Annotated in this window: 16 protein-coding genes; 12 read left to right on the forward strand and 4 right to left on the reverse strand. The window is 36.6% G+C overall.

Annotation, left to right across the window (positions count from 1 at the left end; all coding sequences use genetic code 11):
* Window positions 1-619: 619 nt before the first annotated feature.
* The gene (locus GYY70_RS05080; RefSeq protein ID WP_174831473.1) at window positions 620-1,876 is read left to right on the forward strand and encodes an integrase arm-type DNA-binding domain-containing protein; all 1,257 of its coding nucleotides are present in this window, start codon (window positions 620-622) and stop codon (window positions 1,874-1,876) included.
* Here GYY70_RS05080 and GYY70_RS05085 read toward each other — a convergent pair.
* The 4 genes from GYY70_RS05085 to GYY70_RS05100 all read right to left on the reverse strand — a co-directional run bounded on the left by GYY70_RS05085 (window position 1,851) and on the right by GYY70_RS05100 (window position 6,464).
* A complete protein-coding gene (locus GYY70_RS05085) occupies window positions 1,851-3,575 on the reverse strand; it encodes a phage terminase large subunit family protein (protein WP_174831474.1) in 1,725 nt (574 codons plus the stop codon). The genes GYY70_RS05080 and GYY70_RS05085 overlap by 26 nt on opposite strands.
* Entirely contained in the window at window positions 3,568-3,951 is a 384-nt protein-coding gene (locus tag GYY70_RS05090) for a hypothetical protein (RefSeq protein ID WP_174831475.1), read from the reverse strand. The genes GYY70_RS05085 and GYY70_RS05090 overlap by 8 nt, the downstream gene beginning before the upstream one ends.
* Before the next feature lie 168 nt (window positions 3,952-4,119).
* Window positions 4,120-5,322: an RNA-guided endonuclease TnpB family protein gene (locus GYY70_RS05095; protein ID WP_174831476.1), complete on the reverse strand. Its 1,203-nt coding sequence runs from the start codon at window positions 5,320-5,322 to the stop codon at window positions 4,120-4,122.
* A 206-nt stretch (window positions 5,323-5,528) separates the two neighbouring features.
* Window positions 5,529-6,464 carry a DUF723 domain-containing protein gene (locus GYY70_RS05100; RefSeq protein ID WP_174831477.1) on the reverse strand — a complete coding sequence of 312 codons (936 nt, stop codon included), beginning with the start codon at window positions 6,462-6,464 and terminating at the stop codon, window positions 5,529-5,531.
* Between the two features lie 895 nt (window positions 6,465-7,359).
* On the opposite strand from GYY70_RS05100, the gene GYY70_RS05105 reads away from it, so the two are divergent.
* From GYY70_RS05105 to GYY70_RS05160, 11 genes are all read left to right on the forward strand, one after another.
* Window positions 7,360-8,004: a hypothetical protein gene (locus GYY70_RS05105; protein ID WP_174831478.1), complete on the forward strand. Its 645-nt coding sequence runs from the start codon at window positions 7,360-7,362 to the stop codon at window positions 8,002-8,004.
* Window positions 8,005-8,122: 118 nt separating this feature from the next.
* On the forward strand, window positions 8,123-9,100 hold the full coding sequence (locus GYY70_RS05115) for an antA/AntB antirepressor family protein (protein WP_202984442.1): 978 nt from the start codon (window positions 8,123-8,125) through the stop codon (window positions 9,098-9,100).
* A 101-nt stretch (window positions 9,101-9,201) separates the two neighbouring features.
* Window positions 9,202-9,801 (forward strand): hypothetical protein, encoded by a 600-nt coding sequence (locus GYY70_RS05120; RefSeq protein WP_174831479.1) that lies wholly within the window; start codon window positions 9,202-9,204, stop codon window positions 9,799-9,801.
* Window positions 9,798-10,382 (forward strand): hypothetical protein, encoded by a 585-nt coding sequence (locus GYY70_RS05125; RefSeq protein WP_174831480.1) that lies wholly within the window; start codon window positions 9,798-9,800, stop codon window positions 10,380-10,382. Before GYY70_RS05120 ends, GYY70_RS05125 begins: the two co-directional genes overlap by 4 nt.
* Window positions 10,383-10,412: 30 nt before the next feature.
* A complete protein-coding gene (locus GYY70_RS05130) occupies window positions 10,413-10,949 on the forward strand; it encodes a hypothetical protein (protein ID WP_174831481.1) in 537 nt (178 codons plus the stop codon).
* Between the two features lie 241 nt (window positions 10,950-11,190).
* On the forward strand, window positions 11,191-11,676 hold the full coding sequence (locus GYY70_RS05135; RefSeq protein ID WP_174831482.1) for a hypothetical protein: 486 nt from the start codon (window positions 11,191-11,193) through the stop codon (window positions 11,674-11,676).
* A gap of 99 nt (window positions 11,677-11,775) precedes the next feature.
* Window positions 11,776-12,060: a hypothetical protein gene (locus tag GYY70_RS05140; RefSeq protein WP_174831483.1), complete on the forward strand. Its 285-nt coding sequence runs from the start codon at window positions 11,776-11,778 to the stop codon at window positions 12,058-12,060.
* On the forward strand, window positions 12,057-12,236 hold the full coding sequence (locus tag GYY70_RS05145) for a hypothetical protein (RefSeq protein ID WP_174831484.1): 180 nt from the start codon (window positions 12,057-12,059) through the stop codon (window positions 12,234-12,236). Before GYY70_RS05140 ends, GYY70_RS05145 begins: the two co-directional genes overlap by 4 nt.
* A 680-nt stretch (window positions 12,237-12,916) precedes the next feature.
* Window positions 12,917-13,846, forward strand: a complete 930-nt coding sequence (gene rdgC / locus GYY70_RS05150) for a recombination-associated protein RdgC (protein ID WP_174831485.1) — start codon at window positions 12,917-12,919, stop codon at window positions 13,844-13,846.
* On the forward strand, window positions 13,843-14,502 hold the full coding sequence (locus GYY70_RS05155) for a hypothetical protein (RefSeq protein ID WP_174831486.1): 660 nt from the start codon (window positions 13,843-13,845) through the stop codon (window positions 14,500-14,502). Before rdgC ends, GYY70_RS05155 begins: the two co-directional genes overlap by 4 nt.
* Before the next feature lie 55 nt (window positions 14,503-14,557).
* Window positions 14,558-15,241 (forward strand): hypothetical protein, encoded by a 684-nt coding sequence (locus GYY70_RS05160; protein WP_174831487.1) that lies wholly within the window; start codon window positions 14,558-14,560, stop codon window positions 15,239-15,241.
* Window positions 15,242-15,455: the final 214 nt, after the last annotated feature.

The raw sequence follows: 15,455 nt of genomic DNA on the forward strand, positions 1-15,455 counted from the left end.
TTACAAGTCATAAATATCTTTTTCAGATATATCACCATTGCCTGGCGCCAAATTGAAATTAATTTCAGTTTGTAAGAAATTCAGTTGAAAAGCATATATTTTAATTACTAATCCAGACACATATTGCAAAAACCTTCTGCTTTAATCAATATCTGCTTCATCATTTTTATTACTCAAAATACCATCTGTACTCTTTACCCGCAGATACAGTAAACCTTTTACTTAAACTATCTCAATACAATTCCAGATAATTACAGATATACTTAATATTGAGTGTAAATATACAACTGAATTCAAAGTTGAAATATATATCAATAAAACATCTGAAATTTTGTATTAATTACTTATTACATTTCTATTACTTCCTGCTATTTATCTTTGAATAAAACATTGATTGCAGTAAGATATATTTTTCATTCCGAACAAATGCTTTTTCTCTTAGCTGCGTCCCTCTACCCCTATTTGACAATAAAATCTATATAATTAAAGGGTTACTAGAGGTGCTTTTTGTCACCTAGGTGCACGTAAGCGTATACTTAAGCACCAAACTGGTACCTAAAATGGTACTTAACGTTTAAAACTTCTCTGTGATATACTCAGTTTGTTTTTTAAGGATAACATGGCGACACAAACTGGAAAGCGATTAACAGATAGTAAGCTACGCAATATAGCTCCCAAAAGTAAACCTCTAACCAGCTCAGCAGTAGCTGGTCTTGTATTCTATCCTAGTTCAAGCACAAAAGGTGCTGGGGCTTGGATTCTCCGTTATTACGATAACTCTTCTAAAAAACGCACAAAAATGACCCTAGGTCACTACCCTAAAATGGGTATAGCTGAAGCTGAAGCTGAAGCAAAACTCTATAGGGCAGCTTTAAAACAAGGGTTAAATCCTAAAGTCGAAAAACAGAAAAATAAAGACCAGGAATTACAAAAGCAAAGTTATACATTTGAATACTTAGCTGAGGAGTATTTAAATCATGAAAAAGAAATGGGTAGGTGGAAAAACCCAAGGAGTGCGTACAACTTTAAAAGACGTTTACAGACTTATGTCTACCCTACTTTGGCTAATAAAGTTATAACAGAAATTAATATACGTGATATTACGGAATTACTTAAAGAAATTTGGAATACAAAACCGAGTACAGCTACTAATGTGTTATCACATATTCGTGAGATTTTCGAATGGGCAAATATAATGGGGTACTGCGGACATAACCCCTGCACCTCTGTAAGAAGAGCTCTTGGTAAACAAAGAAAACCTCCAGAAGAAGAGGCCCACCAACCAGCCTTAGATTGGAAAGATATACCTTTATTTTTTAAAACTGTAATTGGGCAAACTAGAAAAAGTAAAAGTAAATACTGTTTGATGTTTATTATTTTAACTGCATGTCGTAAAAGTGCAGCTAGACTTATCCAATGGGGTGATATTGATTTTGAAACAAACATATGGACACTGAGTCCGGAAAGAGAAGAATCAAAGACCTCTGTTAACCGTTATTTTCCGTTGAGTACACAAGTTATTAAGCTAGTGTCGTGCCGAAAAAGTACAAATACTCTTGTTTTTTCACGTAATGGTATAAAACCTCTAAACCATATAGCTACAAGGACATTCCTAAATAACCATGCCAAACATTTTAAATCTGATATTCCGGATAGATGTATAACTACCCACGGCTTTAGATCTACATTTAAGGGGTGGGCAGTTAGTATGGGCTACTCAGACAGACTCTCTGAACTTCAACTATGTCATAAGTACGGTAGTAAAGTTCAGAGAGCCTATGATCGACAGCCTTTGATTGAGGAACGTCGAGAAATGATGCAGGCTTGGGCAGATTACTGTCTAAGCGAGATTAAAGATTTTGATTCTTTATTTTAAAACTGGTACAAAAAAGGGGTGAGACATGTTTCATGTCCGGAACGTGTTTCACTAAAAACATAGCTATATAAGCATACAGAAGTGCATGGTGGAAGTGGTCATTTCCAGATGTTTTTACCCATCTGTAATTTTCTACTTCCGCTGTATCTGCCCCATCGCTAAAGGCTTGTCTTGTACCATTTGGTACTCTTCGCATATCCTGAAGCTGTTCAGCTAGGATATTGATATCAGGGATATTTGGAACAACACCTATATAACCTTCACGAATGGAATCCATTAAGGTATTAAAGGCGAAGTTACGGTTAATATTAACCTGTCTAACTTTCAAGGTAGCTCTGGATAAATCCTCTTGAGTAGTCAATAGGCGGAATAATTCCATAGATTTATTAGCAACATATAATGCACCGTAAAGGTTACGAATAGAGTTTTGTAATCTATAAATTGTTTCTACATAAGGTTGACTATCTGACAAAATAGTTGCAGGGTGGTGAATCCTAATTAGTTTTTGTAGCGTTTTTTCAAAGTCTGTATAGTCAACTCTGTGCAACTCCAACGCAGTTAATTTATCTGTACCATTAGTTACTGCTACAACTATATGACAGATTATTCCTAAATCTATACCAAAAACTTTTTGACCACGAAGAGGTTGCTCACCTACAAGTTTCATTCTTTCAAAGTCATCGGGGTTTAAACCAGAATCCTCATCCTCTGCTGTAATACCCAAATGGAAATTTTGAAACTGTACTTTACTATCAAAGCCTGTAGACCATAAAACTAAGTCAGACATTTTGATAACCTCAGGAGCGTCTGTTGGATACACCTGATAGCCTTCCCCTTCAAAACCTACATCTTCTGGATTTTCACAAACATATTGCCGATGCTCAATCGACAAATCTACAGGCTTGTCGCATTTTGGGCAGAATAAGGTAGCTGATTTCCAATCTATTACATTCAACATAGGTTTGGTAATAGCTAATAAATCCCCCTTATATCCAGGGATTCTGACATGTTCCAAATACTGTGGAATAAAGTAGTGGCCGCAGTGAACACATTTACAGAAGTTATAGAATCGTCGGGTATTTTTAAATTTCTTATCTATACCGTAATTCTCTACAGTAGGCGTAGAAAAATATCGCCACCATCTGTAAGTCGATGCAGTTAAACGGGACTGGAGTTTCTCTATCATCCCTTGGTCAGAAAAATCTAATTCATCAACAAAAATAGCATCTGCGGGAACAGAAATTACGGCATTATTACTATTGGTCCCATTTAAATATAAATGACTATTACCAAAACCTTTAACAGAAGCATTATCTAAAGTCTTAGCTATATTTTGTGCTAACTCCGGAGAACCTTGAATAAGAGGATCTACACGGGTTTTCATTACATTTTGAGCAAAAGTAGCTGTAGGTAACGTATATATAATGTTAAAGCCATCCACTAGCTGACACATAGCCAAGCTATTCATCAACATCAGCTCTGAAATACCAACTTGGGAACACTTTTTTATCACTAACTCTGATACGGTATTAGAATCAAGAATGATTTTTTGATATTCGTAACCTTTGAAAGATAAATTACGACCTTTCAGTTTTATATTTTTACACATCCAATCGGCTACCTGAGTAAGGTCATACCGATCTAATACTGCACTCTCTATACGTTGATAGATATTAGCTAGATTTAGGCGGTTAGACATGCATAACCCCCTTTAAATTTGCATGAAACCTATCAAGGATACCAGGAGCTAGGTCTGAAAATTCCTTTAGTGTATTAATAATAGCCATTTCTAAGGCTTTGGCCCTTGCAGCGTTATAGATGTCTGTTTCCTGACGGCTTAATTCTTTTAATGCAGAATTAACAGTGTTCAGTGCTGATGACATAGCTGAGGGGTTAGCCTCAAATTTAGCTTCTGCGGCTTCAGCTATCCGTTTACATCTGAAATAATGTTCTTTAATCTCTGCTTGGATATCTAAGTCTTTAGGAACTAAACCTAAATACTCGGATAATCTCTGATTTAACTCTTTTAATTCCTCTCGCGTATACTGCGAAGCGTCAAACTTTTTTCCAGTCAAACTAACAACTACCTGTTTAAAATTTAAGCTATTTTATCATTTATTGTTCATTTTTGAAACTAAAGTGTTTATTTTTGAAAAAATTTCTATTTATATAAGGAGTAGGAATATCTAACCACAAAGGAAATGACGTCCTCCCCGTCTAAAAGGCGGAGATTCCTACTGTGTTTAGCAGCACTCCGCTAAATCACTTCGGTGGGTTCCTGCTGCTGACGACATTACTGCATCGTTCACTTCACAGGCTAACCGGGCACGCCCTGCCCTTAAAATGTTAATCGCACCTACTTCATCGGCATTAGCTGCAAAACCACAATCTACACACTCAAACTGAGCCTGAGTTTTACGGTTGTCTTTACTAATGTGTCCGCATATCGGACAAGTGCGACTGGTATTTCTTGGATCTACAGTAATCAGGTGACCACCACGCCAAAGTAATTTGTAATCAAGCTGTCGTCTAAACTCATACCATGACTGGTCAAGAATTGAACGATTTAATCTTGATTTTTGTTTTACATTTTTGCCGTGATGCTCACTATTACCTTTGGCCGACTTAGACATATTACTTACCTTTAAATCTTCAACATACACAATCGCGTGGTTTTGGCTAATTTGAGCTGAGATTTTATGCAGGTAATCCCGTCGGATATTGGCAATAGAAAAATGTAGTTTGGAAACCTTAGCTTTGGCTTTTTTCCAATTGTTACTGAACTTGGTTTTATGGCTCATCTGCCGTTGCAGTTTTGCTAATTTCGGTAGAGACTTTTTATAACTATTGCTTGGTTCAAAATACTGACCATTACTTAATGTAGCAAGACGTACAACGCCCATATCAATACCGACTTCGCCACCATTTGGCGTTTGGTCGGGCTGCTCAAATTCGGTTTGAATAGATACATACCATTTATTGCATTTCTGGCTGACCGTAACGTTTTTAATGGTTCCTACTACCTGACGGCTGTTTCTGTATCTAACCCAGCCAATTTTCGGCAGGTAGATACGGTTGTTGTGCTGCTCTAATTTCGTATTCTGAGGAAAGCGAATACTATCCTTAATTCCCTTCTTTTTGAAATTAGGAAAGTCTGACCGCTTAGCAAAGAAATTCCGGAATGCAGATTCCAAGTCTTTAAGTGACTGCTGTAATACTTGCGCTTGACAGTCTTTTAACCAGTTAAATTCAGATTTCCAAGACGGCAATAAGTTAGCAATTTTAGTATAGCTAAACTTAACACTGTTATCTGCCTGATATTGTTCATTTTGCCAGGCTAAAGCCTTATTGAATACAAAACGGGCACAGCCGCAAAATTGTTTCATTTTGCGGACATGAGCACCGTTTGGCATCAATTCAAATTTAAAGGCTTTTCTAACCAGCATAAGTGTCTATGGAATCAAATGTGGGTGTAGATTATTCTGATTTGTTCATTTTGTCAATATATTTGAACAAAAGAAAATTAAAAAAAAGTGGAAGCTTTAGGCTTCCACTTCTTTTTTATTACGTAATTTAATGAAAGGATTATCTACATGGGTATAGATAACTTATTTCGATATTAACAATTAGTTCAGACTGTGTCAAGACTTTGTTAAAACAGTGTTGATGCCCAGAACAGTCTTCCGATGACAGTTACTGAACTTGCCAGAACAGTTTCGTCCGGATATGCAAAATTAATGCTGTGAATTTTTATGTGTTTCGGGTCAGAAAGCACTAGAGATTTAATTCTAAGAAGACCATCCGCCTGAACAAAAGCGTAAATTTTCCCTGCATGAATGACTTTATCGGAAGTATCGATGCCAACCAAAGCTCCGTCTTGCAGCATAGGTTCCATACTATCACCTTGAACTTTACAACACATGACATTCTTCGGACTAATCCCTTTCTTCTGTAAGTCGACACGACTTAACGGAATTGGGGTTGTCTCTAAGTTCTCGGTAATCTGCCCTGCCCCAGCGGACAACCTCAAATCCGCATAGTACGGCACGAGAACGAAAGAGCTATCAGAGGACTCTGCGTGTTCACCATAGATCAGTGGGCGGACTACAGTCGGAGGAGTTTCGGTTATCTGTTTATCTGAAGAGGTTTTAGGTTTGGACTTTGAGCGCAGGGCTTTAATAGACAGCTCTTTGCCGCATAATGGGCAGCCGTATTTAGTATTCATCGCGTTTGCAAAAGTTGCTGTAACTTCCCCATGGGTGGGACACTCTACTACACAATCTCCATAAAAATTTGTATAGGAAATTAACTTTTTACCAGGAAACTTTTGCTCAAATCTCTTATTAGCGTCTCTAAAACGTTTTTCAGCAAGAGAGCTACCTTGTTTAAATAACTCTTTATTGCATAACGGACAGCCATGCGCTGTTCTATATATACTTTTATAGGTATGCCCACTAATCACCCCGTGTGTAGGGCATTCTATTATGCATGTTTCATCATACCTAGTAAATTCCAGTAATTTATTTTTAGGAAAACTATGCTCATATTTTTGTTTGACTTCATCAAAACTAAGCCATTTTTTAGGCATCGTTCCTCACCACCTTTTACAATTTATTAACAATAGTATTATAAAAGTACAGTAATTTCAGGTCAAAATAAATTCTGGTTTGTGTCAAAAAAGTTTCAAAAAAATTCAAAAAATTTTTTGAGAGACCTCAGAAGCCCCGATTGGCGGGCTATCATGACAAATGTGTACCCGTCAGTCATTATGTTAAGTTCTGTAAAATGCCTTGTAACTTTAAGCCTTATGACTTAATATACACACATACCGAAGGACACAGAGCGACACAAAGCGATACAGTCCTTTACTGATATTTAACAACTTAAAGCAGTAAGACTAAAAAAGCACCACGTACGACGGGTGCCGGAAAACTAGCATACTGCTTTTTAAGATATGCGACTATACACGTTACTGTGTATTGAATAAAGACATGAATTTGTCATTGCGCACTCTCTAGCCGTAAGGCGTGGGACGTTCTTTTACAATTAGGATAAGCAAGAGTTAATACGTATATTACACGTTTAACCAAGCTATACACATGTAACGTGCTGTAGCATGTGCGAATACTACACCGCACAAAAGATAATATACGTTAAGGTGTTTGCTTTGTTAGCCTCCACCCTAACGCATATGACCCTATAAGCTGTTACCAGCAGCTTATAAACTTCTTAGCATTGTATGGATAAATCCACCCAATGCGGGCGTTATTAATAGGTGTTACCTGTTAATAACTTTTTTACAACTGTGTGAGGCAATAGGGCTGCAACCCTGTAACATTGCCAAACAACTTTTTTAAACAACCTAACAAAGGTTATAACTTTATCAACAGGGATTAATAAAGACCTCTTACTACTAGGCTTTATCAATTGATATCAATCTCCATCAATTGACATCAATCCCTATTAACAAAGGATATGATACCATGGAAAATAAAATTGTCAACAACACAATTAATGCAAATAACTTTACTGATACAGTTAATAACCTGATCAATGCCTTGCAAACGCTGGATAAAATTCAAGCAGAAAAGGGTGCAATGGCTGAAAAACTACGTGCTCAGCGGGAAGGAATTTTTGCATCTATACAGCAGATAATTAGTTTTTCTATCCGTGTTAATAATGACACTAACCTTGTTAGTCTGGTTAAGTTGTTTAATATGTTTGATTCTGCGCGTAAGATTCTGAACGATTTTAATTACGCAGTAAAAAGAAACAGTAAGACTGGTGTCTTAAAGCGTTCAGATTATGCTAAACGTGCGCCAGAGAATGCAGCAGATGACGTACTGAAAACACCTAACCCTTATGCAGTTGAAGTGATAGAAGCCCGGAAAGAGGCTAAAAAGCAGGAAAAAGCAAACGCACCAAGAAGCACGAAACTTGAACGAGCAGAGAAAGGAGTTAATAGACTAAAGAAAGAATTTAACAGTCTTGGATTATTGGACTATGTAAAACAGTTAGAAGCAATGTGCTCATCTATTCAAGCTGATAAAGACAACGCACAACGAGAAGAAGCCCAAGAAATGCAGAATATGCCAAGTTTAGCAGTACAAGAAGTAAAAGCCGCATAATCTGAGAAAGGAGAACTATAGACCAAAAACTATAAAATAGACTCTTTGAGATAAAAACCGCCCCATAAAGGCGGTTTTTTGTCGTCCATTTTTCAAAATGACATAGGAATATTAAACAATGACAAATACAACACCGGACAGTGCACAGTTGGTGGCTGTATTCCCTGCCCTAGTGCATGGAGAAGAACAGCTAGTGTGCGACGCTCGACAACTACATCAATTATTAAATGTGGGTAAAGTCTTTGCAACATGGATTAAAGACCGTATTGAGGAATATGATTTTGTGGCTGGTGTAGATTACCATATTGCCGATGAGAGTTTAGGAATTAGTATTTTTCCTATTAATCAAAATAATAGCTTGATTCCCCAAATTTGGGGAATCAAAAACTCTGAGAACTCTTCTGAGTTTTCGCCAAATTTGGCGAAAACTACTCAAAGTGAGGGTGACAATAGTTTTTGCCAAAATTGGCAAAAACCTAAGGGAGGTTTTTCCCAAATTTGGGAAAAACCTAATGAAAGTATAAATACTGATAATATTCAAAATGATAGTTTTCCCCAAAATTGGGGAAAACCTATAAATATAGACTTAGATATAACAAATTTATATAGGACTATAAAAAACCCTAAAGGAGGACGCCCAACTAAAGAGTACATTCTCACACTGGACATGGCAAAAGAGCTGGCTATGGTCGAGAAATCGGACATCGGGCGGAAAGTACGTAAATATTTTATAGAGTGCGAACGTAAAAGCCAGAATCTGCAATATGAACTATTGGAAGCGTACAAAGACAGATTGGACGCTATAGCTGTAAAAGAACGCCCACTGGATATGAACGATTTTATCTGGGAATCTGCTCGAATTTCTGTCTGGGCATATAGGCTTCTATCTATGTTTCAGTACTTCAAAGCACCTCCAGATTTAGCCGAATATCCACATTACCAATTACTTTGGATATATGAACAGGAGTTTGTCGACTTATTAAATCGGCATAATAAAAATTTAGTCTATATATGTGAGACTACACAAAGCTCAACACTAAGTAATCAAATACGCCGTCAGTTGGACACTATCAAACATCTAAATAACTGTTGGTAAATAAACAAAAACCGCTTGCTAAAGGCGGTTTTTGTTTATTTATCGTGCGGTTTGAAATCGAATCGAATTTTGAAAACTGTTTAAATCTGAGAGGTTTGAAAATGAGAATGAAAAGACCAAGACGAAAATTTCCATACGCAGAATTACCGGAAAAAATCCAAAAAATAGCTATAGAAAGCTGGTATGACAAATTTCACAGAATCCAATATCTTCTATATTGGGAGGAATTTTGTAAAACCCTGGAACAAAAAGGCCTTGTACTAAAGTATGGGGATTTTAATATATGGAGAGCTGAAGTTGATGTGGATCCTTACAGCACGCTAGGTACAAATCAATTTATAAAAGATATAACCGGCAAATCTGCGCTTAAAAAGGTTATGGCATTCTATGATGGTCTGCGACTGGCTACTAAAACTTATAAATTAAATAAGGGTCAGTATGTCTCAAAAGTTTTTATGAAAAATTGGTACTGGAAAAATGCTCATGAACAGGCTTTTATGAGCTGCTTAAAAGAACAAATCCAGAATAAAAATCTGGAATTAACACTTTATGATTATTTTCAGGAAGCTATTAAGCAGGCAGCTCAGGCTTTAATAGATGACACTCAAAAACTTATTAGTAATTCATCTCAAGAGATAGAAAACGAATTATTTTTCAGAGATGGTTCTTGTGCTCTGGATTTTTGGGGAAATGAGCTATGAAAACAGTTTCAATAAATATTTACAGCTACGATGAGTTGTCTAAACCTGCGCAAGAAAAAGCTGAATCTGATTGGTTAGACTCTGATCCAGCATATTGCATGTTTGATGAGTGGAGAAACTTTATCGCAAAGCTAAAAGATTTAGGAATTGAAGTTGACTCCTGGGAGTTTGACTATGGGACGCACCACGTCTGGTTTAATCAATCCAGTGACCTGATTTGGTACCGTATGGCACCTATAACAATATTAAAAAAACTTCTGTATTTTTACCATGAATTGGCTTTCTGTCCAAAAGTCTATTGGTTAAATGGTAAAAAACGAATTTCAAAAATACAAAAGATTGAGGATGAAAGTCTTGACTGGATTACGAATGCGTTTGTTTACGGACTTAAAGAATCCATTCAACAAAAAGAATACAGACGTTCATTAGAATACTGTCTTGAGTCTGCTATAGAACATGCCGCGAAACCACTACAGGAAGAGTATGAATATGTTTTAAGTTCATTTCCTTTAGAGGCAAAAGAAAACAACTATTATTTTTATGCTGATGGCAGGCGTTTCGATGCAGAATCTGAGGTTTGAAAATGAAAATGAAATTCAAAAGGATGAAAAATGAAACCTTTTAACCTTACAAAATTAGATAAAAAACAGGTGAGAGAAGTTCTTTCAAAAATCCCCTACTGGATTAGATTCAAGGATCATTGCCCGTTTAAACTCTACGGAATAAAACCTCCAGGCAACGCAAAGCAGTATTTTGGTTTTCTGCGAGGTTTTTTTACTGCCGATGAGGAATTCGCCCAATGTATATGGACCGCTGCACAGTGGGCAGAGAATGAGGTCTATGAGCGGAATAAGTTTAAAAAACTTATAGCGCAGGCTCCGGCTGATGTACTTTATGAATTCGGAATCAAAAGGTCAAAGACAGCATATCAGACTCCGGAAACACGGGCAGAGTTCGAAGAATGTCTGGACAAATTCATGCGGGGAAAGGACAAACGCCCTACTCCAACCGGCTTCGGTGAGTTTCACAAAGCATCACCTAAAAACAGACAAATCGTTCTAATGCCGTTAAACAATCAATCAGGGCGCGAGGCTCGTCCGGCAGCTATTCAAACTCGTCCTAATTCTCACGTTCTCAATTTCCATTAATCGCCCATAAACGCCCGTAGAGCGACGCAAGTTAAAAGACGTAGGTCTGGCTGCGTACGATGCCAATCGTGCGTTGTAGGTGGCTTTTTGTCCGAATATCGGTGGGTGTTTTATGATTGGCGTTGTGCGATGGGCGTTTTATAATGAACGTTGGGCGGTTTGAAAACGAAATTTGAAAATTTTGCTCCGAATTTCGCACAACAGGGGGCTGGTTTTCTAAAGATAATAATAAGGAGTAGACATGATAGATATAAGTTGGGAACCCTTAGATAGGAAACTAATAGACGAAGATAATTTGAAGTTTCCTAGACTCTATCTCCAAAAAATCTCTGGAGATATTGTTTTATTTTTTACTAAGACAAAAGCAGCATTCTTAAAGCCCTCAAAAAATGGGTATGAATTAGATTCTGTATATTCAGGTTTTTGTGAATGTACAAATGATGAGCAATGGCAACCAATTGACGTTGTTTTAAGTAACACGTCACTAACGTTTGGACAAGAAGTCGTAGAAATTAATGGTTTAGCAGGGATTATTATGAGTAGTTATACAGACTTAGGTGACCACAGAATTGTAGGCCAATACAAGTTTTTGGTTTTAACACCTGAAACCCGGCATGAGATAAGAAACTTTACAGGTCCCGACTACAGAGGCTTATGGACTTACGTAAAAATAGCTATTAGCCATACTAATGGAATCTCTATAGTGGGATATCAGGAGAACCCATAGATTTTAGGAAATCTACAATCCGGAGAACATAATGTTCACATTTCTAATGGCAGCCATTTGGCTGCCTTTTTCTTTATACGTTTCTGCGAGGATCTTTAGATGATGAGTATGGACCAGATATTGACTTTGATTGTCAAAGCTATCAAAGCGGCTGCTAAAGATAAGAGGATAAAAATATCCGATAAAAATTACGGCTATGTCTCTATCTCAATGGGAAAGCTACTATACGTATCAGTATCCTGCACTTCAGTCAAAATTCGAAAATACGAACAGACAGCCTACTTTCCTATATCCGACTTTGAATCACGAGGCTTAGCAGAACTGGCCACCAATTTCTTCATGCTGATTACAGGTGTTACCAAACCGAAGGAGTTCTTTTCATGACCTACGAAGTACGATATCTGTCACGCGACGGAAAAATTCTGAAATCCAATGTATCTTCCAGAAAGCCTAATATCGCTAAGCTGGATGTTCCATTTTTCGCTGTACAGCGGCAGATCTACAGGGAAGGTTTGCTAATAGACATGAGTGCAGTGGTTGGAACACTACCTGTTTGCTAGAGGGGGGTGGAAATTTTATGCAATAAGGGTATTGTAATACCCCTTTGGGTCAAAAGTTGTGCAGGCAGGTGCATTCCGGGTTACAGTGCTTCCCTAGAGTCTCGACTCTAAAAAATATGCATTTGTTATATAATTTTAATTAATTGATTTTATATATATTTTTAACAAAAATACTAAACCAAATTTAGTAACATATAGTTATTATATAAAATAAGTATTTAAATATATATAGAGAGAATTTTTTTATTCTAATTTTGAACACATAAAAATAATAATAGGGGTACCCCCTTTTTGAAAATCACTGCCTACACAAAAGCCCACTGCCAACAGCCAAAATCACAATTATATAATTGATTTATATTTATATTTTGTGGAAATTCTCTTAATTTAAACCACTGCAACTGCCTACGTCTGCCTAAAAATTAGGCAAAAAAGAGGGGTGGAAATACTCAAATAGCATTGAATTGACCTAAAAAGGTGTCTGGGAATATTCATATAGCATTGAATTAATCTTAGAAGAGGTATGGGAATATTCATATAGCATTAAGTTTCCCATACCTCTTTTAAGAAATTTATCTACCTATTACCAAAAGGTGTCTGGGAATATTCATATAGCATTTACTTCCCATACCTTTTCCACCCCCTCTTCCACCTCAACCAAAACAATACTTGGAGAACTTATGTCGAAATCAAACGTAAAACATCCGCATTTTTCACAGGTGAAATTATATCGATTACGAAACATATACCCTGAAATCGAAGACCAACTGCTTAAGGCTCATTTTAGACCTCCCGAACCTAATCAGAGGTCACGCTCTGGATTCATCCCTATTAATCCAGAAATATTAGGAGACCGGTATCAGATTACTATAGACAAAATCTCTTACATGCGACTTCAAACTGAACAAAAGATTCTGACCGAAGCCATGATTAAAGATTTGATGGTGGAGAATCTCCTTTCTCGTTCTCCTATAACTGGCTTGAGTTCTAAGACTGATACCTATGCTTCTTTGAGTAAAGAAGAGAAAATCTTACTTAAAGACCAAATTATTACAGATTATTTACCAATAGCCTTTTCTGAAACGTTCATTACCGAAGGTGTTATAGATACTCAAAATAAACTATTACTGATCAACACAACCAACCCATCCCGTGCTGATACGTTTGTTAATTCATTACGCAACGCTGTATCAGATTTAGGTGAATTCTGGGCCTCAACCCCTGCTACTGTTGTTCCACTTCATGAGTTTATGCGTGAAGTAGTTCGAAACGGTCAATCCGAAGATGGAAAATTCGAAGTTGGTTCCAGTTGTGTGATTTGTGAAGATTCCAAAAAAGGTCAAGTAATAAGAATATCGAATGGTGATATTAGTTCAGGACAAGTCGTACAACATTTAAATGCTGGTGTAAAAGTAACTCAGTTGAATATGGTTTGGAAAGACCTTGTTGAATTTACTTTAACTGAGGACTTCAACCTGAAATCTGTTAAGTTTCTGGATAACCCTGGAAAAGACACACCTTGGGATAACGTTCTTTATGACCGGTCAGTATTTCTTAGTTCATTAATCAATGACATAGTGGAGTTATCTGGAGGTTGGAAGCAGATATGAATACTCACATTTTTCCTTTAGTAGATAGACCAATTCTGGGAGATAAATATTATGTACCTGACTTTGCACGTGTTGGAGGTTATACAACAAAAATTTGGGGGTGTAATCCAGAGGACTATTGGTATTTTACTGAATATTTAGCTTATGACTCTTTAAGTTTAGTCAGTAATACTACTAAATTTTTAATTGAGACCGCCTTAGCGAAAGGTACTACACACTTATGTAGAGATACCCCATCCGGATTAACAACTGTTTATATCATAAATTTTGGTTTATACCCTACACCTTATCAACAAATCCCTGCGAATAGTGTTGAAAATTTAGAGTTCTACTGGTCGAACGAACTTGCTTTCTATAGTGAAGCCGATGCAAAACGTATGGTTAGAGAACTATTAAAAGCATTAAAATCTCAATTTACAACCCAACATTTTAATTGTCTTACTGAGGCTCCTGAATCTGGAACTGTAGTTTTTATTCCAGATACTTCATCTAATAGTGTTATGAGTATTGAGTTTGATTCGTCCAATAAAATACACAAAGAGCTTCTATCCAACTGTCTCATCTATTCTTCGAAAGGCTACGCTAGTCGAGCCCTAGAACGAATGGTAAGAGTTTTAAATCCCTCCAGGGATTTTTTCTCTTATTATGCTTATTGATTATTTAATTTTTTAAAAGCCTCCTACTCGGTGGCTTTTTTAATGGAAGATTATTATGCCTAAAAAGTTCAATATATTTAACCGTAAGCCTATGGATGGAGAAGTTATTTATTTGCCTTGTTTTACAAAAGCCGGAGGTTATATACGTACAGAATGGTGTCAAAGTTACAAAAATTATTGCAGCTCTGAAACTGTTCTTTTTAAAGACTGGCAATCCGCGCAAGCCGCAACAAAATTTCTTTTAGATTATATAAAAAATACCCCTAACAGATTTTCTTGTTTAAAAACTGATCATAAAGGTCCCATATATATTTTGAAAATGGGTTATCTGAATGGGTTTTTTCATCAACACTCACGGAGAGATTATTCAGATATAGAATATTTGATGGAGAGTGGCTTAGTTTATGTAACTGAAAAAGCCGTATTAAAAGCTAAAGAAGAGTTAGATCAAGCTTTACATACTAAAGTTATGATATCTAATAGGTCTATCCCAATTGATATTGATAAGCTATTTAATTACCGTCACCCCTTAGAAAACAAATTATTTTATGTTCCAGACTCTTATTCAGGCACTGTAATTTCTATTAGATTTAAGTCAGACAACCCGGATCATAATCGTCTCTCAGACCAGAATTTATTATTTACATGTAGAGATGATGCTGTAGAAGTACTTCAAACTTGGTTAGATTTACCAGTATTAAACAATAACTCACGATTAAAGGAGACTAACTGTGATTAATGGCCAAATGTTTAATGAAGGAGTTTTGGTATGACTGGAAATGGGTGTGTTGATACTACTTATACAAACAAAGCTTTAGAGTTATTAAAAAAGCTTTAGCTGAGGAAAATAAAAAGGAACTGAAACAGAAGGAAGAAACCCAACGTGCATCAAAAGCTGATACGTCGAATTAACCTTTGAAGTACCTGAAACAACATTTCAAAGCTCACTATCC

It is taken from the genome of Snodgrassella sp. ESL0324, from assembly GCF_013344955.1.
Lineage (GTDB): Bacteria > Pseudomonadota > Gammaproteobacteria > Burkholderiales > Neisseriaceae > Snodgrassella > Snodgrassella alvi.

What these genes read in the sequence shown, in the direction of transcription:
- GYY70_RS05080 (WP_174831473.1), top strand. Translation starts at nt 620, where the DNA reads ATGGCGACACAAACTGGAAAGCGATTAACAGATAGTAAGCTACGCAAT.
- GYY70_RS05085 (WP_174831474.1), bottom strand. Translation starts at nt 3,575, where the DNA reads ATGTCTAACCGCCTAAATCTAGCTAATATCTATCAACGTATAGAGAGT.
- GYY70_RS05095 (WP_174831476.1), bottom strand. Translation starts at nt 5,322, where the DNA reads ATGCTGGTTAGAAAAGCCTTTAAATTTGAATTGATGCCAAACGGTGCT.
- GYY70_RS05100 (WP_174831477.1), bottom strand. Translation starts at nt 6,464, where the DNA reads ATGCCTAAAAAATGGCTTAGTTTTGATGAAGTCAAACAAAAATATGAG.
- GYY70_RS05105 (WP_174831478.1), top strand. Translation starts at nt 7,360, where the DNA reads ATGGAAAATAAAATTGTCAACAACACAATTAATGCAAATAACTTTACT.
- GYY70_RS05115 (WP_202984442.1), top strand. Translation starts at nt 8,123, where the DNA reads ATGACAAATACAACACCGGACAGTGCACAGTTGGTGGCTGTATTCCCT.
- GYY70_RS05120 (WP_174831479.1), top strand. Translation starts at nt 9,202, where the DNA reads ATGAGAATGAAAAGACCAAGACGAAAATTTCCATACGCAGAATTACCG.
- GYY70_RS05125 (WP_174831480.1), top strand. Translation starts at nt 9,798, where the DNA reads ATGAAAACAGTTTCAATAAATATTTACAGCTACGATGAGTTGTCTAAA.
- GYY70_RS05130 (WP_174831481.1), top strand. Translation starts at nt 10,413, where the DNA reads ATGAAACCTTTTAACCTTACAAAATTAGATAAAAAACAGGTGAGAGAA.
- GYY70_RS05135 (WP_174831482.1), top strand. Translation starts at nt 11,191, where the DNA reads ATGATAGATATAAGTTGGGAACCCTTAGATAGGAAACTAATAGACGAA.
- GYY70_RS05140 (WP_174831483.1), top strand. Translation starts at nt 11,776, where the DNA reads ATGATGAGTATGGACCAGATATTGACTTTGATTGTCAAAGCTATCAAA.
- GYY70_RS05145 (WP_174831484.1), top strand. Translation starts at nt 12,057, where the DNA reads ATGACCTACGAAGTACGATATCTGTCACGCGACGGAAAAATTCTGAAA.
- rdgC (WP_174831485.1), top strand. Translation starts at nt 12,917, where the DNA reads ATGTCGAAATCAAACGTAAAACATCCGCATTTTTCACAGGTGAAATTA.
- GYY70_RS05155 (WP_174831486.1), top strand. Translation starts at nt 13,843, where the DNA reads ATGAATACTCACATTTTTCCTTTAGTAGATAGACCAATTCTGGGAGAT.
- GYY70_RS05160 (WP_174831487.1), top strand. Translation starts at nt 14,558, where the DNA reads ATGCCTAAAAAGTTCAATATATTTAACCGTAAGCCTATGGATGGAGAA.